Raw genomic sequence first — 25,203 nt, forward strand, 5'->3', positions numbered from 1 at the left:
TCACCCAGGAGGTTTCAGCCCCATTCAAAAGGCTCAGGCCGGCTGCTGTTGAAGCAACCAGTCGTTGAACCCACTGGTGTTGAGCTCACTGATGCAGGTCTGAATTTTGCGGAGGTGGCTCTGCTTGATCTGGGTGAGCCGTTGGCCCTCTTGGGTTGAGGGTCCGACATGGATGCGCTGCTGGTTGAGCAGGTCCATTTCGCGATCCAGATGGTCCATCAGGTGGAGCAGCGCATACCCCTGCTTGATTTCCTGCGCGCTGAGCTGCCTAGCGAAGCGTCCCATCCAGCAGCCCTTAAGAATCCCTTAATTGTCTCACGGTGAGACGTGTTGGCCTCGAGGTTTGTGGCCATGAAAAAGGCCCCCGGAGGTTCCGGAGGCCTTGGGTCCGCGTGTGAGGGGTGTCTCATCCCCCGAATGGAGTTTGGTCTCGGCTCGGGGCTGGACAATGACCAGGATGTGGCGAGGGCATGTCAAGGTGTGACTACCCCTCAGATCCAGCTGCATGGCCTGGCTTCAGTTCGGGACTAGCTGGTCGGTGGAGACACACCGGGCCCAGCCGGTTTTCGGCAGTTCAGGGTTCTCACGGTCAGCAATTTTGTAGATCAACTTGAACTGGCAAAAGCCAGCAGCATCCTTCATCGGTGGAACGTGAACACGAACCTCCGGTAACTGCAGCAGAAGCTCTGGTTTGGCTTGTGGTTTCGAGTAGAAGGATGTTCCTGGTTTGACAGAAAACACAGCTGCCTCCCCTGCCTGGACCAGCGTGCAAAGCAGCCATCCAGCTGTCAGAAATCCGCGCATTCCGCTGGAGTCATTCCGGGAAAGTTAAAAAGCGTCGATTCAGCCGTCAACGTCAGGCTCCAAACGAGCTGGTCGTCGTTATGGTCGATCTTGTTAATGACTCAATATGGGCGACTACGGAACAGCGATCTGGGTCACCATCGGATTGGCGGTCATTCTCACTATTCCTGTGGTTTGGCAATTTCTGCAGCCAAACGATGATGATTTCGGAGATCTCACCCGCAGAAAGTGAGCCAACACGACTCCGTCACCATCCGTTGCTGGCAATACAAGGGTGAAACTGCCCTTGAAGACATGGTTCTCGGGATTGATGAACGCGCCGTTCGTGATGGGAACAACGTGTTGTCGTCCGACGACTTTGACGCCTGCCTGGCCATCGTTGTTTGCCGCATGGGGCCGAATGTCTTCGCACACCTGTCTCAGGTGGTGGGGCATTACAAGGGCGAGGCCAGCTGTATCTGGGACCGCAGTCAAGGAGGTGGTGCTCCTGAGGGCACGGCCTATGAGATCAAGCCCATCAGCCGTATTCACCGTGTTCCCGAAGCCTTGATTGGTCCCGAGTCTCCTGAGGGGATTGCCATGTCCCATCGGGTCGCTGTGATGCACTACCTGCTCGATATGGGCTAATGATGCGACCTGTTGAAGAGGTTTCGACCTATCCCCGCCCTCCCCTGATCGAGCTGGTGTCCGGCTCTGTGGAGATCTGGATTGCGGAGCAGATGATCGCCCGGGATCAGCGCTATGTGCGGGTGTGTGAGACATATCACCCCCCAACGATCTATCTCGACCCTTCGGCATTTCAATCCGGCACGCTCCACCCCTCAACGGGGCGACCTTCCTTCTGTGAATGGAAAGGCGTTGCGTCGTATTGGGATGTCAGCGCTGATGACGGAACCAACCGTCGTGTTCGTGCGGGCTGGAGCTATTCCAATCCAACGCAACCTTTTGCTTTATTGGCCGGTTGGATCAGCGTTTATCCAAGCCGTGTTGATGCCTGTGCGTTGGATGGACAGATGGTTCTTGCCCAGCCGGGTGAGTTCTACGGAGGATGGATCACCCCCTGGATTCGCGGTCCCTTCAAGGGGGATCCCAACTATCCGGAGTTGATATGAACAGGACTTGTCAGTCGGCTTGGACCATGGGATTTTGATCTGCATCCAACATGAATTGGTTGCTGAAGGTGTTCATCAAAATGTCCCAAAAGCCCGGTTGATGAGCCAGTTCACGCGTCGCATCCTGGATGGCTTGGTCTTTTTGGAGCTCCGTTAGTTCGAGAACATTGATCAATTGCTCGAATGCCTTTCGCTCTGCTGAGTTGACAGGAAATCCGTAATCTTCCCGGCTTGAGGAAATCACCATGTACGCAAGTTTGGCGGCCAAGGGGCGATCGGAAACTGCGATCTCTTGAGCGATCTCCTGGAGATCCGATGGGTTATGAAATGCATCATCCCAGCTCTTGATCTCTGAAAGTTTGAGGTACTGCTTGCTCAGTCTGTCCAAGATTGAACGTTCCTCAGTTGCAAGGACCCCGTCTGCCATGGCCATCAGTACAAGGGTGCGTAGCAGTGCACCTGAGGAACGAAGATCCACGGCGGGTTGTGCTCCAGTGTTCTTCTCATCATGAGTGACCTCCAAGGCAGGGGCCATCTCATGCTGCTTTGTGAGACGCGTGGGGTGTTGTCGTTAAGGTTTGGGTCGGTGGAAAGGGGCTGCAGACGACTCGAGCTTGGCGTGGGCTTTGTCGGCTTTTTTCAGGATCTTCTGCGCTTCATCTCGGGTGAGGCACTCTTCAGCTGCAAGTTGGAGGGACTCGAGCTTGGCGTGGGCAGTGCTTGTCTTCATCTCTTCATAACCAATCCATAACCTTTTACCGGAAAACGCTCTGAAGTTCAAGAGTCATCGCCCTCGAAGGCCTTGGTTAAGCGAAATCTCAGCCTGGACCAAATGTTGGATGTGGCTTTCAGGTCCCGTTTGGCAGCTTTCACAGCAAGCTCACGTTGGTCTTCAGTCAGCTCAAGGTGATTGACCAAGGCGTTGAAGGCGTAGAGCTCTGGTGGGTTGACTGGGAAACCCCGTTCCTCTCCACAGGCTGCAATAACCATGTAGGACAGCTTCAGGGTGAGCGGTCGCATGTTTTTGGGAATGGCTGAAGCAGCTGTCTTGAGATCCATTGCACTTGTCAACGCTTCTTGCCAAGCAGCAGGACCGCTCACACCGAAATGTTCATCCCAAAGCTGTCGAGCCATCTGCTGCTCTCGAAAAGCGACAACCCCATCAGCTCCTGCCATCAAGGCAAGAATTCTGAGCAACGCTGCCTCCTCTTTTGTTTGCATCAGGCCAAGTCCACCATCAGTGATTGTCCCCACCAAGACGAAACACTGAGTGCTGCGATGGAATTTTGTTGAGGTTTGAACCCCTCAGTGGTGGTCTTCAAATGAATCCAGATCAGTTGCAGCCGAAGACGCCGAAGCTGATCTGGCTGATGATTCCGTGGCCGGTCAGGGCTTCTGTGAGAACGCCCACCACAAAGCCGAGCATTGCAGTACGGCCGTTGAGCAATTCCGCACGTTCCAACCGCTCACTGCGGATTTGTGCGGCAGCCGCATCTTGAAACCAGTCGTTGTTGTTCGTAGAGGAAGCCATGGAACCCTTGGTTTATTAAAAAACATTAAGTTGTCAGTGACGTTTTGTAAAGCAGCCCTGCCAGCACAGCTCGCTAAGAAGCGTCAACGACTGAGGCCAAAGCCCCTGCTGTGGGTGCAAACCGGAGAAAGGTCCAATCCCCCTCAGCCATGTCAATCTCACGGAATCGAGCCAAGCCACGCCTTTCAGGCCGTCGGATGGATCAGGAGCTCCAGGGTGCCCAGGATGCCTTCATTGCATTTGAGGGGTATGCCCCTGATGGGCCGATGCTCCATTCCTCGGCATTGCAGCGGCCTGCCATTCGGGATTCAGTCACCTGGTGGGACAGGGTGATCGCCCAGGTCCGTCAACGTGTTGCTGGAATCATCTTCCGTGGTCGATGACTGACCCAATGCACTCTCTCGACCTCAATAAGCAAAGGTGAAGCGACACAGATGAAGGCTGTAAAGCGATTAGTCCCAGTGACGGCAAAACCAATGCCTGCCGTGCCCCTGCGTTGCCTAGGCTTGAAGGCTGTTTACAAACTCTCCATAACGCTGAACCAGGGGACAGAACTCTGTAAATAAGGGCTCGTTGATCTCAAAGAGCACGAACTGCTCAGCTCGAGCCAAGCAGCAACGTATCCCGCACGATTGAGCCATGTAGTGGGCACAGGTCATGGGCTGACTCCACACCCATCAAATTCTCTTGGCGATGGTTGCTGCACTAATGAGTGTGGAAAGAGGATTCTCTGAATCTCAGATGAGGCACCTGTTTTCAAATTGTTCATGTTGCATCCCAACAAAGCAACAATTTGATTGAATCCGTTGTGTTTATATTAAGAGAAATGCTTCTTGTCGAGAACACATGTCTCAAAATCTCGGATTCAGTTAGCGCTTTTACCGCTTCATCGGCATCGGCCCAGGCGAGCAGCAGCCTGTTGTTCAGATCTTCAAGAGAAAGGGGCAACGAGCAACTTATTCTCCCAGCTTTTGATCATTCGGTGCTCCTTGATTGCGTTCATTGCTTTGCTGGATAGGTGAAGTTCGCATGGCACTTTTGTGCCGTGGCGCTTCGTCAAGCAGAATGTAGGTTCTCAATAAACTTAATCCGGCGGTTAGGTATAAAAGAAATTCGGCCCATTCTTGGTCGATGTTAATCACAAGGTTAGTGCCTGATTCTGTTGCAACAAAATATGATAATCCTGCGGCGCAGAAGAGTAGGGGCCAGAAGTATTTGGGGATCACGAATGCGTTAAGTGGCATTGTCTTTTTGCTATTCATCTTGTGTTTATGTAAGGGAATCGGGGGTCGCCAGAGCACCAAGGCAAGGGCTACGACCGAAACCAAGAAAAGATTGAGGTCAAGGTGGTTTTGGAAGAGCTCGAGATTATGAAGTGTTGTTTGATTTTGAGCGTTAACAGCAGCGATGCTGTTTGGCGTTTTCCATCCAAATAAAATTTGTCCCCAAGCAATTTCTTCGAGGCCAACAAAAAGCATGAGGCAAGAAGTTATTCCATAAACCACAGCATGTAAATGCATTGCAAAACGCTTTCTTAGGTCTTTTGAAATTAGCCAAGAGACCCATGCAGATGTAAAAAGAATCAAAGCTTGTAAATACTCCAGGATGCCCCCCTCTCCGAGAAGGCGTTTATAGCGATAAACATCTTGAACAGAAACCTTGAGCAAAACAACACAGCCCATAATGCTCAATGCAAGCACAAGCATGAGAAAGGACCGTCTTGCTTGAGCCTTAGGGCTGATTTCTGAAAGTAAGGACGTCAAAAGAGCTGACGTTTGGAACACCCGTCCTAACGCAACCAAGATCAAACCAGCTGCTCCAAGCTGCAACTCGGGCCAGGGGGAAACATCAAGCCAGAAAGCGCTAACAAATTTGTAGAGTGATACTCCAAGAACAATGAATCCAAAACATACGAAAGTTCGCCCGCAGATGTTCTGTAAAGTCTTTTGTCTGATCAAGCCCTCAGATGGTCGGTCTGCATCGGAATGATCAACCTCAGAATCTGGGCTAGGGGGGCGTTTCACGGGGCAGTGACCTGCTGTTTAAGGCGAGGTTATGACGTTGACCCTTTGGTTGGGCAATGCCATAGGGTTCCTTATCCGGTTGAAAGGAGCAGCCCTTCGCTGTTGAACCGCTTTCCGGATCGACAGGCCATTCCATCTTCTGATCTCAAGAGATCAGAGCCGATGTTGAGGGAAGCTGAGTCTCAGCCAGTCATCCTTGCTTGCCGAATCGATTCGATGTCGAATCCCATGACCTTCGTCAAATAAAAATAAGCACCCCAGGCAATGAGATTAAGCACAAGAGCCCAGATCAACAGCGTTCGTCTGGATTGTTTTGTTTCGTCGTTCACGCGTTATTTCCGGTTCAGAAGACACCAAGCACCATAGATTGCCAATCCCAGCAGAATCCATGGAAAGATGGCACGCAGCAGAGTTAAACCGATCACAACAACCACGAGCGTGATTGCGGAACGTCTCACCATGGCTTTGCTGCTGTCAGTCATGTACTGCCAGCGGGGGATCAGGGCCATAACAACAGGAACCTCGCAATGAGTTCTAGGTGACTTGGCCTCAGATTGCCAATCCGTCTCTTTAGGGGTCCGGTTTCCTTCCTTAGGCTGTCCTGAGCAGACAGAGTCTTTTCGCTGATTCCGAATCGGTATTGTCTGGCCACAGCACTGCAACGGCTTTGTGCTGGATCAAGCCCTCAGCAGTCATAGTCGAGATTAGATTTCTGCTCCCGTGTCGCGCCATCGGATTCCATCATCTGCGCTTCGTCGTAGGCCATTTCGCTATAAATCCTCGATGGTGACGAGTGTCTTTTCAAACGAAGAGCGGTGATGCGTTGTCCGAGAAGTTCGAATGACCATTTTGCCGCAGAAAGAACTTTTCCCATGACGCCGCTTTCATTCTCTGTCTATGTGATAGCTCACGTCGATTGATCGAGCACTAGAAAAAATACTTATTCTTTGATTTGTTGATTTAAAAGTTTAAGTTTAACCGACTGATGAATTGACCTCTTAATCGTCCACCCGGCTATTGGCGTTCTGTTGTAAAGCCTGTTGACGACGTGAGAATTCACAGCTCCGGCACTCCTGCATGTCTAAGCCAAAGAAATTCAAGGGTTTGACGTTGCCACAGCTGGAGCATTGCCGTCCCTCTGCTGGAGGAGCTTCAAACGCCATGGACGTATCCCACTCGTTCAATACATCACAAGATTAACGCGGCTTGTTGGCTTGTCTCCAACCGTTGTAACCGGCGGCCTCATTCGTCGTCGCGGTGATCAGAGGTGCTGAGCGATGCTCTTTGTCGCCTTGATCGGATCCGCCTTTGTCTGTGGGTCCCATGCTCTGTGCTGTGCTGAGGTTTGAAGGCTGCTCTGGTTTCTTTCCTGCCTGTTGCACTGGGGGCAGTCTCCTCTCAGGCTCGAGTGCATGTGACCGCAGTGCGCACAACAAATCAGTGCCATGGCTGTTGTTGCTGATGCACCACGCTGATCGTTCAGGATGCGCCAAGCATCGGTATTTGTTCCTAGTCCCTCTTAAACGGTGGAGTGATCAGGATCTGTCAAAGATCTTTTGCAGTGCAGTTCTCTCTTTTTGGAGTGTATTGGCCCTCATGGGTCGACCAAGTGGTCTGGGCTGTCGAGATCGGTTCAGAACAACCGTGCTGATCCACCAGACCTGAAGCCCGACAAACGCAATGGAGAGGAACGCCAGTTCAGTTGCTCCCTGCATCAGTAGTGTTTGCCGCGGTTTTGGATCGCATCTGTTTTAAAGCACTCCAGCTCTTCAGGGGTGTGCAACGGGGGCCTCTCCCGCTTGCCAGCCAATCGCAGAATCAGTTTCAGCAGCCGTTTCATCCTTCAGTTGTGAACCATCAAATGTTGTTTTGGCATGACGTCAGGGATCGGAACAGCAAAGATGATTGATGATTCGGTCAAGACAAACCGATGAGAACGTCCATGATTACACGAGGCGTACGAGAAGATAATGATTGATCAAGGGCGTTTTATCAGCTTGGTGCCAGTTTCAATCAACAATAAATAACATGTGAAAAACTCTGCCTGGACATCAGATATGAGAGCTGTTTTGCTTCATCCTTTGCTGAAACTCGTGACCAAATGGGCTGTTCGACTAAGGAACTCATTCTGCTTGTTGATGCATTCATTTGGGTGGCCGCTTGAGGTGTGAAACCATCAAGAGCCGATGGTTCTATCAGACACCCGGTTGATGTCGTCCATCCCCGCGCAGCTGCTGCTATTGCTTCAGATCAGATGGGGTGTGAGAGAGGCAGTAGGTCGTGACACCACCCACCAAATCGAGCAACCACGCCCGAAAGGGTCTCCCTCTCACGTCGAAACCATAGGTGTTCATTGAGCGTTCCGCATCCATCTGGTGAAGCCCAGGTATGACGGGACTGGAGTCTCAGAACCAATACTCAGACCGATTGGCGACGTGGCAGAACCCCAGTGATGATCACCACTTCCGATGCGAACACTCCCATGTCCCTACTCCAGACCAAGGCTGATGGAGCTATGGAGCTGTTCTCTCGATTTCAGGAGGGCCTCGACAACCCCTTCAACGTGAGGAAGCCAAGTTCGCTTTCGCTGCTTTCAAGGCTTCTTCACAGGCAGCTCTGTCGTCGTGATCGATTTCGCCTTGACTGCCGTTCAATCTGGCCTCAAGAAATGCGATCTCATCGATCCAGTAGTTCTTGTCCTTGTTTTGCTGATCAAACATTCGCTTGGAAGACTCCACTCCATCAACGATTTACGAATGTATTCCCTCCTGAGATGGAACGACTTCTCTGTTGTTTGTTGGACCTGGCTCGTCGGGTTGTGAAGTCACAATGTCAGGTGGCTTTCAATTTCGCCTCCTGTGAATCGTTGCTCCCATCAGCTGGAGGCTGATGTTGATGTTCAGCGTTTCACTTGATGCCATGAGCTTTTACCTGTCATGCGATCGACCCGTGTTCACGTTGCCTCAGCCCAACAGGTGCAACGCCACCAAGAATCCCATGGCTGTTTGAATTGCGTATTCCGAAAAACTCACAATCCCCAGTGGTGTTTTGCTGTTGCCGCCAATGCAGGCGCAGTTGAGAGCCAGCTTGTCCACGTAGACCGCTTTAAGCACAGAAGCCATTCCAGGGAGTCCCACAAGCAGCGCAACCCAACCAGCAAGTGGTGATGGAGGTGTCAGCAAAAATCCCAAGCCGATCAGCAGCTCAACACCTGGATAGATCCGTGCCCACAATTGCCAACGTTGGCTGATCAGATCGTATTTGATAAAGCTTGCGGCAAAGGCGTTCACATCCATCAGCTTCAGCATCGCCAGTGTGCAGATCGAAAAGCCCATGAAAAGACGCACCACATCGATGTTCAGGACCAGAGCCATCAGCAGCGTGGTGCCAAATACTGCTATCACAGGGACATAGGACGTGTCGGTGGGGTCTGGCTTCACACCCAGATGCTTGGCTAGATCGGTATAACCGCCAATTCGCTTCGTGCCAAAGAAGATTTGTGGTGTTGTGGCCACGTCATGTTTGATCTTGAAGTCATCAACGTCGTCCTGGGTTGTGAGACGGTGGTCTTCAAACTTGATCTGACGATCCTCAAGAAGCGCAATTGCCTTCAAGCCCCAGGGACATTCGTGCTCGGGTAGAGACATGCGGTAGATGTGTACATCGGTCAAAACATGTTCTGAGTTCATGGTTTGGTTTGCTGATGGTTGAAGACTCAAACAGTAGCTATCGCAAATCTGATTACAAGGCATGAAGGACTGGTAAAACTTTTCAACAGCATCCATGCGATTATCCACCAACTCAGCCCCTTCCTCATCATTTCAGAACAGCTCTTGTTCAGCCATCGTCAAGGGCTATCTCCAATCGCATCGGCAGGAACTCCTGCAGCTGAACTGGGTTGAATTGAAGACTTGACTGCTTCAGCAATTCCTGATGAATCGCTGTTTCGAACAGGAGTGTCTCCTGTTCTGTTGCGCCTTGCTTCTTTCCCTCTAGCCCGGGGCTGATTGCCCTCGCCGGCTTTTGGAGGAGGTGGATGACGCCGAGTCGTGGGACGCTTGATATCACACCCCAAAAACATCCTTTTACTATTTTAATAGTGGGATGCTTGGTTGGGGGGGGGGGGGGGGCGCAAAATCTTTGCGGATGCTAAAGATCTTATTCAGGGTTTGTGCCGCTGGCTAGACATTGCTAGAGCTTGATTTTCAACTTGAACAAAACAGGGAAATCTTTCGCCGTCATTGCTGGTACGGCTCTTTCTTGGACCATTTTCGGAGGAACGTTCATGGCGACTGAAGCCAGTGCCAAGCCTCATCATCACAGTTTGAATCTGATGTCGGTCAATAACAAGGCTGAACTTCAGCGGGCGATTTGCATGGACTCAGGTGCAACAACTAAGTTGCTCATCGCGAAAATGCATGTGATGAAGCATGCGAAAAGTGTCAAGTGCAAAAATGGATCTGCTGCGGTTCGGTTCCGAGAAGATAAGTCGGACCCTGGTCATGTTTTAGTGAATATTGATCCGCCGAAAGGCGGTAATAATGGTTTGGACTGTGACGGTAAAGCTGATCTAGGTTTGCACTTCATCGGTATTAATTGCTTGAATTCAAATCTTGAATCAGCCTCCCACAACTAGCCCCGCGTCATCAATGTGTGGCCAGGTTCAATCATCAGTTCTGCTCCCTGGTTCTTGCTTTGAGTGTTGTCCGTGTTGAGTCGCTTGACTCAGGCAGCAACGACATCATGTCCACGGCTGATGAGCAGCTTCGTGCCGCAGAAAACGGCGGGTCTCGAGCGGTGCTGGCCTCTCCAGCATCGCCTCGACATGTCTTTGGTCTGTGCCGTCGACGCCGTTGAAGCATGCTTCAGCCGAACCTGCTAAGGGTCTCTCCAATAGACCGATTCCATGAAACTCAATCTCAAGGAGCGTCTCCAGGGCCTGAAGCTGGTTGCTGGTCTGGCCAGCTCCCTCAACAATCCTGACTCTCTCGACAGTGTCTTCGCTGTAGCCGCAAGCTTGAACGACAGCCCCCTGAGTGATCAGATGGTGCGGCACCTCCTGGCCGATCCTCAGTTCAAGGCACTGGTCAACGATGGCTGGCGGCCGCAACCGATTGATCTTCATGAATTGCAGACCTTGCCACCGGCCAGTCTTGGTCGTGCTTATGCAGATCAACTCATACGTCAAGGCACACGCCAGACACCCTGATTGATCCGTCGCCAGTGACGAATGCCCAGGACTTTGCAGTGCACCGCTTCAGGGAAACCCACGACATCATCCACGTGCTTACGGGCTTCGGTATTGACGGTGTAGGTGAGCTCGGGTTGCAGGGTTTCAACTTGGCGCAAAATCGTTCACCACTTGCCGCGATGCTGATCTTCGGTGGCATCCTGAACAGCCTCCAGAAGGGTGAAGCTCTCGAGCCATTGCTGCAGGATTTGGCGCGTGGTTTCCAGATGGGTGTAAACGCCGACCTCGTCATCGCCAGCAAACATGAAGATGACTGGGAACGCGCTTTGTTGGAATGGAGGCAACAGTTGCGGTTGCCTGTGCATCCTGACCGTTAACGCCCACAGGTAACTAAAAAATTGATGTCTTGGATCAAGTGTTGATTCGTTTTGTGGTGATGAAAGTTGCTTGGTGTCATAGGTTCAGTCCTATGCATTCAGGATTTTCTCTGTGTTGTTGATGCTGTGCTCTCGTTTTAATGGCGATTTGGTGAAGCTTTAGTGCCTTGGTTTTTTCCGCTTATCGTTGGTCTATTCCATTATCTGTATCTGTTCGCTTCGCCTTTTAATGCTAATAGCTTTGCTTTCAGCTTTGATTCTGGCTTGAATCTTAATTGGTGCTGCGAGTATATTTAAGCTATAAATCATGTTAGTCCTGAGAGGAATGGAGGCTTTGTTATGTATTTTGTAGGGAACTATGTTCGGTCTGTAATCTTTCAAGGCTTCCGCTTTAATGCTTTATGCGCCCGGTAGAGTAAATCCCTCAGTCCTATGGTTGCACTTGTCTCCCCTGAAGTAAGGCGAGCAGGGTCTGATTTTTCTGTTGCAGCGTTGTGCCATGCCGCTGGCGTGCGTTAGTGGTCGATTTGTGTGGGATGGAGCGGGCCAGTTCTTATGTCTCAAGCTATGGCTTTGACTCCATTCTTAGAGGTGTTTCGCTCTTGGTTGATTGGTGTTTGCGAGGAGCTTAAAATTGCATCTGATTAATTATTGCTCCTCTTATATTTGAGTAATACGAATAACTTTCTTGGTCCTCTTGCATCAGCCATAGTGGTAAAGGCTGCCAGTCGGCCTCTGTCTTGTCAAGCACATGGAGCATGAGTTCAGCTGGCAAACCCTTGACGCAGAAAACATCCCCGTCAATCAGGTATTCATTTGAGTTGATCTCTTTCAGCTTGGTTGAAGTGGATGTCATGGTCATGCCTCAATGGGTTAAAAAGTGAGCCTGTCGCTTGTGTGGTCTATTGGTCGGTTTGGGTGTAACTGCTCTGTAATCAGAATGGCCTTGCTTGTTTTCGGAAGTGTGAGTTGTCTCTGAGAGCTGAACTAAAAAATGCTTGTCGATCAGGAACAGTTGGCAGAGGAGTGATTTTTTCTTCCTTGAAAAAATTGTTTTTTTCATAGAAGAGGTGTGTCTGCATCACCTGTCAGCTTCAGTGCCTCAGCGGCTCTTTGCTCGCTTCTGCTCCCTTCAATCGACATCAGGCATGGGTGCGTCACGAGGCCCGACAGGTCGCTGGTGTGCAACGCCAGGTTCGGCTTCTGAGGTTTGTGCCTCCTTGACAACCCCGAAGCGCTTTGGCGGCCAGCCGTCCCTGCCGATCGAGGGCTTGACGGCCCACCGCGGCCAGTGGCTGGGAGGCTTCTGGTGTTCGGCGCTTCCCTCGATTGAGACCCTCTCTCCCCTTTCATCCGATGGGATGGTTGATGCGTTCGTCACCAGGGCTTTCCATGGGGCCATCTCGAACCTTGAGGACAGCAACTTGCGCCAGAATCGTGAAGTGGATGTGATGGACCGATCCTTCCCTCCGGCAGTGAGTGAGCGCCAGTGTTGGAAGCACGAGCTGGTGCGATCAAACCGGCCCTGATCCGGTCCCCCTTTGGTTGCTGGCGGGAATCAGGTCATCGATGATCACCTCCAGTTAGATCCCATCCCTGGACTCAAACTGACTTTGTGCATGTTGTGAAACGGCCACCAATTTCGCCGTTGTTCCTGTCTTTTGGGCTCATCTTGGTTGAGCCAAGTTGCCAAAGGGGCTTGGAAGCCGGGCAGAGCGATGTCTGATGAGACCTGTGATTTGGCCTCTGTTGAGGCAGGAAGCAAATCCGTTCTTTCATCAAATGTTTGTTCTATTAAGGAATCATCCAGCGACTGCACCAACATTTAATCGTGGTCGAATCGCTCGGTGTTGCATTGTTATCGACCAGTTGTTTGATTCAGTCGGTCGGGTCTTCTTTTGGTCTGTTTGACGGGCCGTGCCTGAAGACAACAACCATTCCCATAGCTCACGGTAAGGTTGCTCTTGTACATCGTTGTGCAGGGTCCAGCACTGTGCAACCTTCAGCGACATGGCCTCAGGGGTGGTGTGGATCTCAGTGTGTTCTTAAAGGCTTTTTTCTGCGAGGTTGCACCTTCCAACCCTTGGAGCTCCTTTCGACTTTGACATCAGCAGGCATGAAGTGAAGGCCTATGGGTCTCATGATTGACGACAGCCGCTGTGACAAGGGGATGTGGCGATGTGATCTACATCAGGCTTGTAAGACGCGCTGAATGAGATCAACAAAACATCAGGAATTCCGAAATGGCTCAGAGCCCGATTGGTTTTGGAGGGTCCAGTGCAGTTCGGAGTTGGATCGCGTTTTCAACGACCGGAGTTGTTGCTCAACTCATCAAGATCTGAGCCATTCACTGGAGCAATGAATTGCGCATTGGCACGGACCACGCAGGTGCTGAAGCCTGGGGATTTCCTTGAGGCAATTCGCCAGTTCGGCAGACGGATCCGCAACCAGGTTTTGTCATTGTGGCGTTCCACAGCTTGTTTGAGCCCTCCCCGAACCGGTGTGTCTGTCTCCAGAAGGTCGCCGTAAAACAGCTTGGTCAGAGGTCGCATCCCTTTGCGTGGATCCCGGCAGTTGGTGCCGTTTGGATCGGCCTCCACCACGAGCCAGTGGCGCACTTCATAGAGCCCACGGTTGCCGGTGGTTTGACTGCTGTTGAAGTTGCCTGCGCGATCAGGGAGTGGTGGCTCGGCGCGCTGGGCCCGTGCGTGACCTGCCTGGATCAGCAGGCTCAGTAACAAGACGAATACCGACTTCACCAATTGAATCGAGCTGCTCAGCATCTCCAGCTTCTCAGGTGCCAGGCTGTTTCCCAAACCACACTTGAGGCAGCGCTCGTTTGAAACACTGCCGGATGTTGATGGTTACAAGTCTTCGCTTGCACTCGGTCTTGAGCCGCTTTGGAGGGATGGTGCTGCTGAGGTTGAATCGGAATGGATGCATGGATGAGGACTCTTTGGCTTGAAGACGAAATGGACGGGCTGATGGCTTTGCCCCTGGGAGTGAATTCCCACCAAATAAAGATGAAATGTTGTTATTCGTCTTTGAATTGTTGCCCTTTTCTCTCTCCCCTTTTACCCCGTCCGTAGCTATAGCTGATCAATTGATCACCTTGTCCCATGAGTGACTTGATCGTCGTCGGTTTCCCCAAGATCGAGGAGGCCGAGCAGGTGCGTCTGGAGTTGGCCAGCATCCAGCAAGAGCATCTGATCTCGCTTGAGGATGCGGTGGTGCTGGAGCATGGCGATGACGGTCACGTTCATCTTCGCCAAGCCATCAACTTGGCGGCCGCCGGTGCCGTGAGTGGCAGCTTCTGGGGCGTGCTCGTGGGACTGCTCTTCCTCAACCCACTGTTGGGTGCAGCTGTCGGAGCAGGTGCAGGCGCTGCTTCAGGAGCCCTCTCCGATATCGGCATCAATGATCAGTTCCTGCGGGAGCTGGCGGAAACCCTGCCGAAGGGAAGCGCTGCCCTGGCTTTGCTGGTGCGAGATGGCACGCCTGATCGTGTGGTCGAACGTTTGCGCCGCCACGCCCCCAAAGCGCGTTTGGTGAAGACCAGCCTGAGTCATACCGATGAGGATCAACTCCGCGACTTGCTGAAAACAGCTGCTCAGCAAGCCGAGGCGCTGCGTCTGTCCTGACAGGCGTTCGCTGCAGCTTCGATTGCGCTGCTGCCCTCCCTCGCATCCAGCAGATCTGCAAGCGGTGAGTCGGCGGTCTGCACACCCTTGCTGCACCAGCACAGAGCGCCGATATCTCCAGCCGTCATCAACACCGGCGACACGACTTGGAGATACAACTCCTTGCCTGTCCTGATGAACCTGCGGGCTTGCTTTGAAGGCAAGCTCCCGTGTGATGGTGGAGCGTTGGAGATGGAGTGATTCAATCAACGGTTAAAGGGTTCATGGGATGCCTTAGACCTTCCCTCAGACGCTCCATGGCATCCTGAATTGGGCAGTGCAGCGTTGACATCTCAAATCCAACGCAACGGCTGAGCTCGTGGCAACGGTCAATGTCTGATTGATGCAGTCAGGCTCAATCCAGCGCCACAAGGGCGTTCCTCAGGGAAAGGCTTCCACTGCTCAACACAAACTGTCGTCCTTTGGGGGACATGGGGTTGGGGATTTGACGGCGTCGACAAGACAGACCGCTTCATCATTGGCGCCAGGCGATGTGCGGAAGCTGCAGCATGAGACGTCTCAAAAACTGACGGCGCTTGAGCCAGTGATTTGGCTCAAGTTGAAGCGAGGTGAGCGCCCCTGGAAAAAAGCAAGGCGTCCTAGGGAACTGCTCACCTGCGCTTCAACAAAGGAGGAGGCCGCCCCTCCCAGGTGGAAGAGACGGCCTAACTCGCTCGTTTATGCATTGCAGTCGACCTAATCAGTACGTGTATTGCCGTTGGGGATCACCGTGGCAATGGAACTGAAAGAGGGAGGTCGAAGCGTCTGGCTTGTGGCAACCCTGGGGCCATTGGGTCGAGTGTGAAGCGTGACTCCTGCGGGGCACCTCGACGAACGGTGCAGAGGAGTGTCGACTGATCAGACGACCATCAGTGTCGTCACAGACGAGTAGCCCACGGTTGGGTTGAAAAGTTGGAGCAGGGGCCAGAACAGTCAGGCTGCTTCTGCGATTTGCTCAGGTGGAGTGTCGGCCGTCATGGGCGCCTCCTATTTCGATGGACTTACTTTCGTCAGCGGACGCGCATAAGGCAATCAGCTGTCGTGCTCATTGCCTTCTGGGGCGAATCGGTCGATTGTGGGTCCGACGTGCTCACTGAGGGCTGTGTTTCATCTCAGTGCAGCGGAACGACGTTTTGCTCTGACTTCGTTTGCCATCAAGGTGGCGATCTTTTGGATGGCTCAGTTGGTCGTCTGTGTGATGGATCCGCGGCGGCTGGTGTGCGGCTTCGTGGAGAAGGGGTTTCTGCCTTGTCTTATTAGCTTCTCGGTGATGGATTTTCTGGTGATTCCTCCGCTACGACGTCGCTGGGAGCGCTAACCCGTTGCCGAAACCAGCCCCTCGCGATCAGTGCGGATGTGGTTGAGGCGAGGGCGTGGAGGAGTGAATGGTGTGAGTCATGAAAACAACAGCCATTGACCTGTTCATCAAGTCGGGAAGGCGAGCGAAACAGGCCGGTTGTCCTCATTTGTATTTCTGTTTGGCAGATCTAAACCAGGTTCAGACGAACGGAGACTCAGATGCTTTACACCCTGTTCCTAGTAGCAGCAGCGTGCGCTGCAATGGTTGGCGTGATGGTTCTCGTCTACGGCACTGTTCGGTCGATGCAGAACACCCAGTGACTTCGAGCGTTTTTAAGCGCCTCTACGGCTCGATTTTGGCTATTCCCGCGTATGTCTAAACCCGCTGACCCTGTTGCGGCTCAGGAGTAGACCCACAACATTGAAACAGGTTGCCGGAGTGACTCTGAAGACATGATTCGCACCACTTTCACCGCCATTGCATCGGCTGCAGCACTCTTCGCTGTCAGTGATCCCATCGATCCACCAGTGGCTATGGCTGACACCGTGAAGGACTGCCTCTGCATTCTCTCCAGGCATGACGATTCGATCGCTCGGGAGGAGTTCCGCTGTGACTTCACTCAGACCATGGGTGCCGCTTACGTCGACAGCAAGCGTTGGGCTTTTGTCTTTCCCCACTCCGAACAGGACAAAACCTTCACCCGGCAGAACACCGAGGACTTCATCCGCTGGACCCGCGAAGGGCAATACGCACTGACCATGTTTCAGAGCGGCGAGAAACCGAACGAGCCAGGCGGGTTCTAAGTCGACTGAACATGTCCACAGCCGCCTTCGATCAGCTCCGACGCTCTGACGTTTGGTCCCTGGAGTACGGCTGAGAGATCAAGCAAAGGGTTTGTTGAGGAGCCATAAAACAACCGCAAATATTGAAGCGGTTATTGCTGAATTTCGGTTGACGCAAGCGATTTTGCCGGTGAGTGCTGCGCCATAAGCTGCCCCGTAAACAAAGCAAAAAAGCACTGTGTAGAGGAGTAGGAGCAAGGGGTTCACGTATGCCATGAGCAACTGACCTGAGATCTAGCAACACCACCGCCAGTCCGGCGTCCGTCACTGACGGAGTAAGTGGGGCTCGCTTGCGCTTGGCTTCTAAAACGGCTTGATCTCCACGTTCTCCACTCTGAACACCCATTCGCCTCCTTGGTGAATCCTGAGCGATTTCATCAATTGAGCTTTCACCAGCATTGGTGTTGTTATCACTGCCATCTCCAGCAGGGTGATCGAGGCAGGCATAGCCAGCTTCAGTCAGTCGTCCTTGGTCATTGATCTCAGGAGTTGACTCCTCTTCAGGTAGCAATGGCTCATCCATGGCTGTCACCAAATCCTTGGGCGTCGTCAGATTCACTACAAGGCTTAGAAGGGCGCTCAAGGTGACGCTTCCCCTTGCCAACCAAGCCACCAGGAATCGTGTGGCATCGAACCATTCCCTCTCCTTTTCAGGGACATGGGATTTGACGGCGTCGACAAGACAGACCGCTTCATCATTGGCGCCAGGCGATGTGCCGAAGCTGCAGCATGAGACGTCTCAAAAACTGACGGCGCTTGAGCCAGTGATTTGGCTCAAGTTGAAGCGAGGTGAGCGCCCCTGGAAAAAAGCAAGTCGTCCTAGGGAACTGCTCACCTGCGCTTCAACAAAGGAGGAGGCCGCCCCTCCCAGGTGGAAGAGACGGCCTAACTCGCTCGTTTATGCATTGCAGTCGACCTAATCAGTACGTGTATTGCCGTTGGGGATCACCGTGGCAATGGAACTGAAAGAGGGAGGTCGAAGCGTCTGGCTTGTGGCAACCCTGGGGCCATTGGGTCCAGGTGTGAAGCGGGACTCCTGCGGGGCACCTCGACGAACGGTGCAGAGGAGTGTCGACTGATCAGACGCACATCAGTGTCGTCACAGACGAGGCGCTCACGGTTGGGTTGAAAAGTTGGAGCAGGGGCCAGAAAAGTCAGGCTGCTTCTGCGATTTGCTCAGGTGGAGTATCGGCCGTCATGGGCTCCTCCGATCTCGATGGACTTACTTTCGTCAGCGGACGCGCATAAGGCAATCAGCTGTCGTGCTCATTGCCTTCTGGGGCGAATCGGCCGATTGTGGGTCCGACGTGCCTTGTGCTGGGACCAATGCGATGCGCAAGTTGTGTTCGGACGGCCATGCCTGATCCAAGTCATGTGTTGAGTCCCTGACAAGATTTGTGTGTTTTTGATCCCGCGACAGAAAAAGGATCCCAAGGTGAGTTGACCCAATAAGGAGGGTCACATGTACGAAGGTTTCAAAAATCCTGTCGATTGCACCCTGAATACCTGCATGAAGTGGGGCGCAGACGGAACCCTGTCTCCCCACGATCAAGACGGCTTAATGAGACATCTCTGCGCTACCGATCCAGCCTTGGCCGACAGCGAGGCGTGCGAGATTTACAAAAACGACAGCTAGGTGTTCAAGGCTTTTCTGCTGAGCGAAATGCCACCGAGGTTGCAGCCACCACCCGAGAAAAGTTTTTCGCCCGCATTGACTACACCGCAGTTTTCGACTGGCTGCACGGCAAATTCACAGAGGCCTACGAAGCCATGTGTCTTGCCAAGGAAGCCGAGAAGAAAGGCTGATGGATAAATGCGCTCTATAACTCGTCCTCGATCACTACAGCGGTGCCGTCAAAATCGGCAGTAGCAAGCACCCTCAGATACGGCTAAAGCAGATCGCCGCTCATTAGGCCGTCGGCAGGTTCAGCATCATCCAGACCACTAGGTTCACCACCCGCGATGCCGCACGCAGCTGGGAGTCAAACTTTCATAAGCGCTACGCCATCCACCGATCACCAGAGCAAGCTGGGCGTGAATGGTTCGACCTTACAGATCAGAAGATCAAAGGCTTTGTGGAGTGGATGGAGGCATCCACCAGCAAACGAGCCATCAAAGTTTTGACCGTAAAGGCTTCTATTAATAAGAACCCCGATCAACTTTTGCGTGATCGCTTTGTACGCGGTGCTCTCGCCATGTTTTACTCCATCGGCCTAGTTCCTGGTGTGGCCTGGGCCATGACCAAGAACTGTTATGCCACCGTGGCGCTCTGGACTGGCTTCGGCGCAGCAGTTGGTATGGGAGCCAAGAAGCAAGAAGAGCAGTCGTCCAGTTACACCCTTGATGGCCAACCGCTCAGTAACTACGCACTAAAGCGTGAATACCAACGAGCCAGAGATTGGATGGAACAGCAGCTTCGAGCACGCAGAGGACAACTGGCGCGCCATTGAGGTTGAAGCCAAACGACCTAAGTGCTCGAAGCGGCTGGCACCGTTTGAGTGCGACTGGAATGCCTACTTGGAAGCCAACCCGGGCATGAAGGCATGGGCTAAAGCCAACCCTGGAGCTGCCGAACAGCAACGCATCAAGTTGACTGCCCATCAACGCCTTCCTCCCATGTTCCGCACCACCATCACCGCCATCGCATCTGCTGCTGCCCTGCTGGCCGTCAGCGAGCCCATGGATCCACCCGTGGCCATGGCCGACACCGTGAAGGACGCGCTCTGCGTGCTCTCCCGCCATGACGATGCCCTACCTCTGGAGGAGTTCCGCTGTGACTTCACCCAGCTGCGCGGCAACGTCTACGTCGACAGCGTGCGCTGGGCCTTCGCCTTCCCCGACGCTGAGAATGGCACCACCTACACACGGCAGAACACCGAGGACTTCAAGCGCTTCACCCGTGAGGGCCAGTACACGCTGACCGTCTTTGAATCCGGCGCCAAGCCCAACGAACCCGGCGGGTTCTGATCCCACCGCACATATCCCTGGCCACCCTCACGGGGGTGGTGTCCCGGCTTTTTTATGCCTGGTGAAGTGATCATCTGACCACTGCCATCGCGTCATCTGAACGTCACTGAAGCTCAGCCAGTGTGATGGTGTCAGAGGAGGTTCTGCCGCAATGGAACGTCCATCCAGTGGTTTCTCCAATGACCACTGGGCGCTGATAACACCACTGACTCCTCTGTCATGAGCGATCCGAGGAGTCAGATCAGCGTTATGTGACGGGTGGTGAGCATTGTCGCCAACCTGACTTCTGCATCGTTTCTCTTGCCTCTGCTGGTTCATTTTTGGCTATGAAAAACCCTGCTCATAAGAGCAGGGTATGCATAAATCAATATCGGACTATGTCACGGAATAGCAGGTGGGTCGAGTCTAATCTTGTCGCATGGAATTCCTTTCACGGTTGCTTGCCACACCTTTTGCACGCTACCAACACCATTGCCGTTCCAGCCATGATTAGGAACGTAAATTTCCTTTGATCTAGTTTGAATAGATTTTGAAGCTGCCGAATTCCATGAAATGTTGTTTCCCGGATAAGCAAAGTGAGCTTTAGTTTCCCATTCCTTTACTCCAGCTTGTCGAGCTTCTCCGCCAGAGCTGTGATTGTATTCAGTTACCGCTACAACTAGGGAATCATCACATTTTAAATTAGTAGGGGTTGTTAATTTTTGGTTAAAAACCCTGCTTCTGCGGAAATCTTGCCCGCGGTGAGATTGGCTCAATTCTCTTAATTTCGGAATAGTTGTTAATTGCTGTCTCTTAAGCCTGCTTACGGGGAAAACTTGTCCGCGTTGAGATTGACTCAATGCTCTTAGTTTTGGAATAGTTGTTAATTGTTGTCTCTTAAGCCTGCTTGCGGGGAAAACTTGTCCGCGTTGAGATTGACTCAATGCTCTTAGTTTTGGAATAGTTGTTAATTGTTGCCTCTTAAACCTGCTTGCGGGGAAAACTTGTCCGCGTTGAGATTGACTCAATGCTCTTACTTTCGGAGCAGCATGGGCTTCGGCGGTAACGCTTGCCAAAGTAATCATTGGCAAGATGGCAAGTGTTCCAATTTTTTTGAGGGAGAAATAAGCCATGAGATTAGAGGTGAGATTTGGAGGCTTTGGTTGCCCCCTGTGAACTCACCATCTCGGAATTCAGGAGTTGACTCGGTGCCCTTGCTCAACAGCAGTTGTGATTTTGTTCACACCTAAAAGCCTGATCACCATCTGGGCGGGCATCGCTCCACCAGACTGACTTCTGCATCGTTTCCCATGCCTAGAGGCGCTTGTTTCGCAGACGCCCTATTAGGCGTTAATGCTTAGTACTTATAAGCACAAAAAAACCTAGGTTTGACCTAGGTCCGTTCAGCGCTTCGTTTTGAAGTTGGCCTGATCTGTTGGGGGCCGCCGCCAAGCTCGCCCCCTCCCAACCTCAGGCTTTCGAAGGCTTGCTGGTCAAAGCTGCGGACATGGCAGTGGCCAAGAGCATGCAACCAGCAACGGCGAGGAATCCCATCGGTCTGAAGTGACTGAAGGAATCATTCACTTTTGACGGCCCCCTCGCCTGTCTCGGTTGCGACAGAACTGATCAAAACCACATTGGCTGATGGTCAAGACCACCGCCGATTCACCATCGGACATGGCCCCAGTCGTTGATAGGGCTGATTAAACGAAGCGGGGAACACCCATGGCAGTCACGGATGAGCCATGACCACCGACACCCGCATTGCTCTGTTCCTGATGGGAGAGCTGGTGGCAGCTCTAATGGCCAGCAACCTTAATCACCTCAAGCGCTGGTTGTCTGGTGGGATGCAAGACCTTGGGGGGCAGCGATGGAAGAGCTATTGCTGGACTGACTTGACCCCTTCCTATCCGTGGAAGAGCAGGACAGGCTGCTGGGTTGGCACCTGGGGGTGAGGCTCTAGTCACTAAGGGGTAGTCATCAGGGAGCAAGACCCCACGAACGGGTAATTCGATTTGAAGGCAGAACAGTGATGGCGAAAGACCTGGCCTTGCTCGCGGGCACCTTCCCCTTAGGGCTTGGAGCCTTGGAAGCAGTCCTTGCTTTCTTTTGCATTTAATCCACAGGCCAGTGCTTCCACTCAGCGCCATCAGGTATCTCGGGTGACGTTTTCAAGTCCTTGGGTTCATGCCACGACACGCGCCACTGCGGCAGACGGAAGTGCACATAGTCGAAGTGTTCGCATCTGATGCCGCCAAGGGGCCCAATAGACCCGTGCCAGCCCGCCATCCACCTGCCGTCGTCAGCTTCCAGTGGGTTGCCCTTGAACCAGACCCAACACTTCTGTCCGCCTCTTGCCACTCGGTATCCATTGACCAGAGCAGTTTGACTGGTAATCGAAGTCGTACAAGCCAAGGTTTTCAATTAGTCGTTTTGGTCTTGCACGGCTTCAGGCCCCGATCCTCTATCCCTCATGAATTTATTCAGCCAACTCTTGCTTTTGAGCTGAGTTCTTTAAGCAGCCTCTGCTTTAGTGCTGTCTACGGTTGACTGAGCGTCTTTTAAGACCTGATCAGCCTTTTGCATCAACTTGTAGTAGGTGTCTTTGTCTGTGGCGGTATACGCAGCTTCCATCAAGAGGTCGTACTTCTCTTCTGGAGACATCTGCCAGACCCGATTCAGCGAATAATCTTGTAATCCTGAGGTTGCGCAGTAGCCAAAAATGCTTAATCCCTGCCCACTAAATGTATAAATAGCTACTCAGGCAAAACACTGGAAACCTGAAGGCTCTTCAAGCAGCACTCGGCATCCCATCGGTCAGCAAATTCCAGGCACAGCCCACTCGACACGCAGACAACAAAGCGCTTGTCCCCAAGCTGATGAACTATCGGTGGAGGCCGAGAAATCATGCTGAATTCTTGGATCATCTCTCTTCTGCTTTGCCTGATTGTCCGCTAATTCCTCGCTTTTAAATGCATCAAGTGGCACATATTGCCCACGACTGGCGGAAACGTGATGAGATGTGTTATCAAAATCTTATGGACACAGAATTACTCAAACAATCCTGGGCCAAGTTGACCCAACGTGGTTACACGCTGAATAGCCCTGCTCCTGAAGTGGTGAACATCATCACGCCGACGGGTTACTCGACTCAGATTCGTTTAAAGCGACTGCCGAGCTACGCCCGATACGTGCGGTGATTTCCCACCAATTTCTGATCTGACGGCTTCGAAATGGTGTGGGGAAGAGTCCTTGCGGTCCTCGATTCCCCTGTTGTTAGGGAGGAGGTCAAGTGGTCCTCGACTCCCAGGTGCAGAACCCCCTGGATCTGCAGGCTCAAGATGCGCTTGCTGTGTAAGTGGTCTACCGAAGCCCCCTGTTTTCTTCAGGACCCAGGAGAGAGGACTGAGAAGTGGAAGGCAGATAGCGCTTGGTCGCATCCTCACGAAATGGGGCGAGCCAAACAGCAGCCAGCAAGAACAAGGCAAAAGCCAGATGGCCCTTCACCTCAATGAACCAACAACGATGGCCTCAGCGTTGGCTCAGATGGTTGATTGGAGCTTGCTCGGGCCTGTCGTAATCACCGCCCATTGGGGCTGAGGGGGCTGAGCCATTGCCGAACCTCCTTCACCTGAAGTAGTGCAGGCGTACTGATGCGGAGCGTTGTGGAGAAGTGGGGCTTCATTCATGAGCGAGGCCTGCAGAGCTGGAAAGGCGGCGTGGTCTGCATGACCTGCCAACACTTCACCTATGGAGTGGATCAGCACTGTCACACGATGGTGGGCTGCAACCTTCGCCAGAAGCAGCTCCAGAAGGGTGAACACCTGAAGAAGCCCTGCAAGCTCTGGGCACCGACGTGGCAGAAGGAAGTGGGCTGGGCTCCTGAGGCTGGCTAAAAGAGGTCTGTCGCGAATGAACGCCAACTAGGTCATGACTGAGACAACTGTTCTGGATTTCAAGCTCAGCAACACGTTTGAGGAATATCAGGCACATATGAATGCGCCTGAGCAACAAGCGATGTTTGCCGAGATGGGAGTCAAGACCTTCTTTATAGGTGTCTGCAAGGATGACTCCAAAAGAGCGACAGTGATGTTTCAAGGACCCGAAGATATCCTCTACAACATCTTCACGAACCCAGAGACCAAGCCGGTTGTTGAAGCTTCTGGTCATGTCTATGAAGGCACCGTAATCACTCGTTGGCTTGCATGAATCCCTCAACTCCCCTTTGTCATTTGTCAGGATGATGGCTTAGTTGGGGGAAGCCCTCATCTGGGTTTCGTCATTCGAATGCTTTTTTAGACAAGCGAAGCCACCGCCTGCACGTAGGTGACTTCGCCGCTCCGGATCAGTGCAAATCAACTGGAGCTCCTTTGTCGTAACCCTGCTTCGACAGGGCATGACGCATCACTTGACACCTAATGAGAGAGGGATGTCCTGAATCGATGAAACAGAGATGCACAGCAGCTGAACGTATCTACCTTCTGAATTGACCTTGAGAACCATTCTTGGCATGTACTTCATCGAACGTCGAGGGTCTGACCGTAAATGGATCAGGGAATTAAACTTCAAGACTGAGTTCAAGGCTTTGATCGGTGCTCGAAGCAAGGCAATTTCAACCTTGGGTACCTATCGGATTGTCCATGCGCTTTGGCCGAACCAGGTGGTCTGCTACGTGGATGGACCTGAACTGGTCAAAGGGAAAAGGAAACAAAGGGGTGACCGCTCTGCAATGCACACCCTCTGAGATCGAACTCATCTTGATGAGCTCAGACGGAGTTGATGGGCTAATTCGATCCGATATGCAGGATCGGCATACCGAGGTGAATGAGGTGAGGCCTCCATTCGAACTATTGGCGACGCTTTGCCTCTCTTCCGCCTCTCACCACCGCAGGTTTCAATGGGCAAGCCAATGCGCGAAATGGCTTGTGTCGTCCATCAAGGATGAGTTCGCCAAGTGATTGAGCGTGGTGAAGATGAATCTCCATCAGATCTCCTACCAACTTCCTTGGTGTAACAAGACCTCATTGCGGGTCAAGTGTCATCTGCTGCCATTTCGGCATTGCTTCTGGTTCTGCCTCGTGGTCCGTTGTGAATGCTGGGGGGGCCGGGAAAGGTTTGAAGACCTCAATCCTTAACTAGTTGAAGAGAAACCAGCAGAAACGAGAACACTCAAGGCAGTCACGCATGAGCCATGACCCGTGACACTCGCATTGCTACACGATGGTGGGCTGCAACCTCAGGCAGAACCAGCTGCAACAGTGCGAGCACCTGAGGTGGCACTGCAAGCTTTGGGCACCGACGTGGCAGCAGGAAGTGGGCTGGGCTCCTGAGGCTGGGTAACTAGGGAGACGCGGGCGAGGGAACCCGCGAGTTTCATCTCCTAAGACGTGGCAGTG

The 25,203-nt window shown here is 52.6% G+C and carries 31 protein-coding genes; 16 read left to right on the forward strand and 15 right to left on the reverse strand.

All coding sequences use genetic code 11. The features are described 5' to 3' along the window. Positions 1-33 precede the first annotated feature (33 nt). Positions 34-285 carry a hypothetical protein gene (locus tag KR52_RS07170; protein ID WP_038554117.1) on the reverse strand — a complete coding sequence of 84 codons (252 nt, stop codon included), beginning with the start codon at positions 283-285 and terminating at the stop codon, positions 34-36. A 747-nt stretch (positions 286-1,032) separates the two neighbouring features. Here KR52_RS07170 and KR52_RS07180 point away from each other — a divergent pair. Next, positions 1,033-1,431 (forward strand): hypothetical protein, encoded by a 399-nt coding sequence (locus KR52_RS07180; protein WP_038554123.1) that lies wholly within the window; start codon positions 1,033-1,035, stop codon positions 1,429-1,431. A 2-nt stretch (positions 1,432-1,433) separates the two neighbouring features. Beyond that, on the forward strand, positions 1,434-1,916 hold the full coding sequence (locus KR52_RS07185; protein ID WP_038557013.1) for a DUF427 domain-containing protein: 483 nt from the start codon (positions 1,434-1,436) through the stop codon (positions 1,914-1,916). A gap of 10 nt (positions 1,917-1,926) precedes the next feature. Here KR52_RS07185 and KR52_RS07190 read toward each other — a convergent pair whose 3' ends face one another. The 3 genes from KR52_RS07190 to KR52_RS07205 all read right to left on the reverse strand — a co-directional run bounded on the left by KR52_RS07190 (position 1,927) and on the right by KR52_RS07205 (position 3,447). Then, positions 1,927-2,451: a hypothetical protein gene (locus KR52_RS07190; protein ID WP_051834300.1), complete on the reverse strand. Its 525-nt coding sequence runs from the start codon at positions 2,449-2,451 to the stop codon at positions 1,927-1,929. A 242-nt stretch (positions 2,452-2,693) separates the two neighbouring features. Next, the gene (locus KR52_RS07200; RefSeq protein WP_156957634.1) at positions 2,694-3,170 is read right to left on the reverse strand and encodes a hypothetical protein; all 477 of its coding nucleotides are present in this window, start codon (positions 3,168-3,170) and stop codon (positions 2,694-2,696) included. Positions 3,171-3,249: 79 nt separating this feature from the next. Continuing rightward, positions 3,250-3,447 carry a chlorophyll a/b-binding protein gene (locus KR52_RS07205; RefSeq protein WP_038554131.1) on the reverse strand — a complete coding sequence of 66 codons (198 nt, stop codon included), beginning with the start codon at positions 3,445-3,447 and terminating at the stop codon, positions 3,250-3,252. A 149-nt stretch (positions 3,448-3,596) separates the two neighbouring features. Here KR52_RS07205 and KR52_RS07210 point away from each other — a divergent pair, with 149 nt between their 5' ends. Beyond that, complete coding sequence (locus tag KR52_RS07210) at positions 3,597-3,830, forward strand: hypothetical protein (protein ID WP_071840196.1); 234 nt, start codon at positions 3,597-3,599, stop codon at positions 3,828-3,830. 573 nt (positions 3,831-4,403) lie between these two features. Here KR52_RS07210 and KR52_RS15105 read toward each other — a convergent pair. From KR52_RS15105 to KR52_RS07220, 7 genes are all read right to left on the reverse strand, one after another. Beyond that, entirely contained in the window at positions 4,404-5,471 is a 1,068-nt protein-coding gene (locus KR52_RS15105) for a pectate lyase (protein ID WP_253912337.1), read from the reverse strand. A gap of 332 nt (positions 5,472-5,803) precedes the next feature. Then, the gene (locus KR52_RS14930; protein WP_216725511.1) at positions 5,804-5,980 is read right to left on the reverse strand and encodes a hypothetical protein; all 177 of its coding nucleotides are present in this window, start codon (positions 5,978-5,980) and stop codon (positions 5,804-5,806) included. Positions 5,981-6,156: 176 nt separating this feature from the next. Then, the gene (locus KR52_RS14230) at positions 6,157-6,345 is read right to left on the reverse strand and encodes a hypothetical protein (protein ID WP_156957635.1); all 189 of its coding nucleotides are present in this window, start codon (positions 6,343-6,345) and stop codon (positions 6,157-6,159) included. A gap of 322 nt (positions 6,346-6,667) precedes the next feature. Then, positions 6,668-6,796: a hypothetical protein gene (locus KR52_RS15255; RefSeq protein WP_256382099.1), complete on the reverse strand. Its 129-nt coding sequence runs from the start codon at positions 6,794-6,796 to the stop codon at positions 6,668-6,670. A 389-nt stretch (positions 6,797-7,185) separates the two neighbouring features. Then, positions 7,186-7,311 carry a hypothetical protein gene (locus KR52_RS15260; protein WP_256382100.1) on the reverse strand — a complete coding sequence of 42 codons (126 nt, stop codon included), beginning with the start codon at positions 7,309-7,311 and terminating at the stop codon, positions 7,186-7,188. Positions 7,312-8,029: 718 nt separating this feature from the next. Then, positions 8,030-8,191 (reverse strand): hypothetical protein, encoded by a 162-nt coding sequence (locus tag KR52_RS14750; protein ID WP_173402204.1) that lies wholly within the window; start codon positions 8,189-8,191, stop codon positions 8,030-8,032. Between the two features lie 243 nt (positions 8,192-8,434). After that, positions 8,435-9,160 (reverse strand): MauE/DoxX family redox-associated membrane protein, encoded by a 726-nt coding sequence (locus tag KR52_RS07220; RefSeq protein ID WP_038554137.1) that lies wholly within the window; start codon positions 9,158-9,160, stop codon positions 8,435-8,437. Between the two features lie 521 nt (positions 9,161-9,681). Here KR52_RS07220 and KR52_RS07230 point away from each other — a divergent pair. The 3 genes from KR52_RS07230 to KR52_RS15335 all read left to right on the forward strand — a co-directional run bounded on the left by KR52_RS07230 (position 9,682) and on the right by KR52_RS15335 (position 11,039). Then, complete coding sequence (locus tag KR52_RS07230) at positions 9,682-10,107, forward strand: hypothetical protein (protein WP_156957636.1); 426 nt, start codon at positions 9,682-9,684, stop codon at positions 10,105-10,107. 270 nt (positions 10,108-10,377) lie between these two features. After that, on the forward strand, positions 10,378-10,680 hold the full coding sequence (locus tag KR52_RS15330) for a hypothetical protein (protein ID WP_371257673.1): 303 nt from the start codon (positions 10,378-10,380) through the stop codon (positions 10,678-10,680). Positions 10,681-10,694: 14 nt separating this feature from the next. After that, positions 10,695-11,039, forward strand: coding sequence for a Coq4 family protein (locus KR52_RS15335; protein ID WP_371257674.1), 345 nt, complete (start codon positions 10,695-10,697; stop codon positions 11,037-11,039). Positions 11,040-11,667: 628 nt separating this feature from the next. Here the strand turns inward: KR52_RS15335 and KR52_RS07240 are convergent. Beyond that, positions 11,668-11,901: a hypothetical protein gene (locus KR52_RS07240; RefSeq protein ID WP_038554143.1), complete on the reverse strand. Its 234-nt coding sequence runs from the start codon at positions 11,899-11,901 to the stop codon at positions 11,668-11,670. Between the two features lie 358 nt (positions 11,902-12,259). On the opposite strand from KR52_RS07240, the gene KR52_RS07245 reads away from it, so the two are divergent. Further along, positions 12,260-12,568 (forward strand): hypothetical protein, encoded by a 309-nt coding sequence (locus KR52_RS07245; RefSeq protein WP_038554145.1) that lies wholly within the window; start codon positions 12,260-12,262, stop codon positions 12,566-12,568. A 774-nt stretch (positions 12,569-13,342) separates the two neighbouring features. On the opposite strand, the gene KR52_RS07250 is transcribed toward KR52_RS07245, so the two are convergent. Continuing rightward, entirely contained in the window at positions 13,343-13,822 is a 480-nt protein-coding gene (locus KR52_RS07250; RefSeq protein WP_156957637.1) for a hypothetical protein, read from the reverse strand. 336 nt (positions 13,823-14,158) lie between these two features. Here KR52_RS07250 and KR52_RS07255 point away from each other — a divergent pair, with 336 nt between their 5' ends. The 3 genes from KR52_RS07255 (at position 14,159) to KR52_RS07265 (ending at position 16,822) form a co-directional block, all read left to right on the forward strand. Continuing rightward, the gene (locus KR52_RS07255; RefSeq protein WP_038554151.1) at positions 14,159-14,680 is read left to right on the forward strand and encodes a DUF1269 domain-containing protein; all 522 of its coding nucleotides are present in this window, start codon (positions 14,159-14,161) and stop codon (positions 14,678-14,680) included. A 1,213-nt stretch (positions 14,681-15,893) separates the two neighbouring features. Next, positions 15,894-16,037, forward strand: a complete 144-nt coding sequence (locus KR52_RS15110) for a hypothetical protein (RefSeq protein ID WP_253912338.1) — start codon at positions 15,894-15,896, stop codon at positions 16,035-16,037. Between the two features lie 434 nt (positions 16,038-16,471). Next, a complete protein-coding gene (locus tag KR52_RS07265) occupies positions 16,472-16,822 on the forward strand; it encodes a hypothetical protein (protein WP_051834301.1) in 351 nt (116 codons plus the stop codon). 31 nt (positions 16,823-16,853) lie between these two features. Here the strand turns inward: KR52_RS07265 and KR52_RS14235 are convergent, their stop codons facing one another. Next, positions 16,854-17,474 carry a hypothetical protein gene (locus KR52_RS14235; protein ID WP_216725512.1) on the reverse strand — a complete coding sequence of 207 codons (621 nt, stop codon included), beginning with the start codon at positions 17,472-17,474 and terminating at the stop codon, positions 16,854-16,856. Between the two features lie 995 nt (positions 17,475-18,469). On the opposite strand from KR52_RS14235, the gene KR52_RS14240 reads away from it, so the two are divergent. From KR52_RS14240 to KR52_RS14935, 3 genes are all read left to right on the forward strand, one after another. Next, positions 18,470-18,667 (forward strand): hypothetical protein, encoded by a 198-nt coding sequence (locus tag KR52_RS14240; RefSeq protein WP_038554156.1) that lies wholly within the window; start codon positions 18,470-18,472, stop codon positions 18,665-18,667. A 278-nt stretch (positions 18,668-18,945) separates the two neighbouring features. Beyond that, positions 18,946-19,311 (forward strand): hypothetical protein, encoded by a 366-nt coding sequence (locus tag KR52_RS14245; protein WP_156957639.1) that lies wholly within the window; start codon positions 18,946-18,948, stop codon positions 19,309-19,311. Positions 19,312-19,396: 85 nt separating this feature from the next. After that, complete coding sequence (locus tag KR52_RS14935; protein ID WP_216725513.1) at positions 19,397-19,828, forward strand: hypothetical protein; 432 nt, start codon at positions 19,397-19,399, stop codon at positions 19,826-19,828. A 380-nt stretch (positions 19,829-20,208) separates the two neighbouring features. Here KR52_RS14935 and KR52_RS14250 read toward each other — a convergent pair whose 3' ends face one another. After that, positions 20,209-20,940 (reverse strand): hypothetical protein, encoded by a 732-nt coding sequence (locus tag KR52_RS14250; RefSeq protein ID WP_156957640.1) that lies wholly within the window; start codon positions 20,938-20,940, stop codon positions 20,209-20,211. Positions 20,941-21,552: 612 nt separating this feature from the next. On the opposite strand from KR52_RS14250, the gene KR52_RS07280 reads away from it, so the two are divergent. The 3 genes from KR52_RS07280 (at position 21,553) to KR52_RS07295 (ending at position 24,016) form a co-directional block, all read left to right on the forward strand. Beyond that, positions 21,553-21,762 (forward strand): hypothetical protein, encoded by a 210-nt coding sequence (locus KR52_RS07280; RefSeq protein ID WP_038554160.1) that lies wholly within the window; start codon positions 21,553-21,555, stop codon positions 21,760-21,762. Positions 21,763-23,472: 1,710 nt separating this feature from the next. Then, on the forward strand, positions 23,473-23,703 hold the full coding sequence (locus KR52_RS07290) for a hypothetical protein (RefSeq protein WP_038557020.1): 231 nt from the start codon (positions 23,473-23,475) through the stop codon (positions 23,701-23,703). 34 nt (positions 23,704-23,737) lie between these two features. Further along, a complete protein-coding gene (locus tag KR52_RS07295; RefSeq protein WP_038554163.1) occupies positions 23,738-24,016 on the forward strand; it encodes a DUF3764 family protein in 279 nt (92 codons plus the stop codon). Positions 24,017-25,203: the final 1,187 nt, after the last annotated feature.

The organism is Synechococcus sp. KORDI-52, assembly GCF_000737595.1.
Lineage (GTDB): Bacteria > Cyanobacteriota > Cyanobacteriia > PCC-6307 > Cyanobiaceae > Parasynechococcus.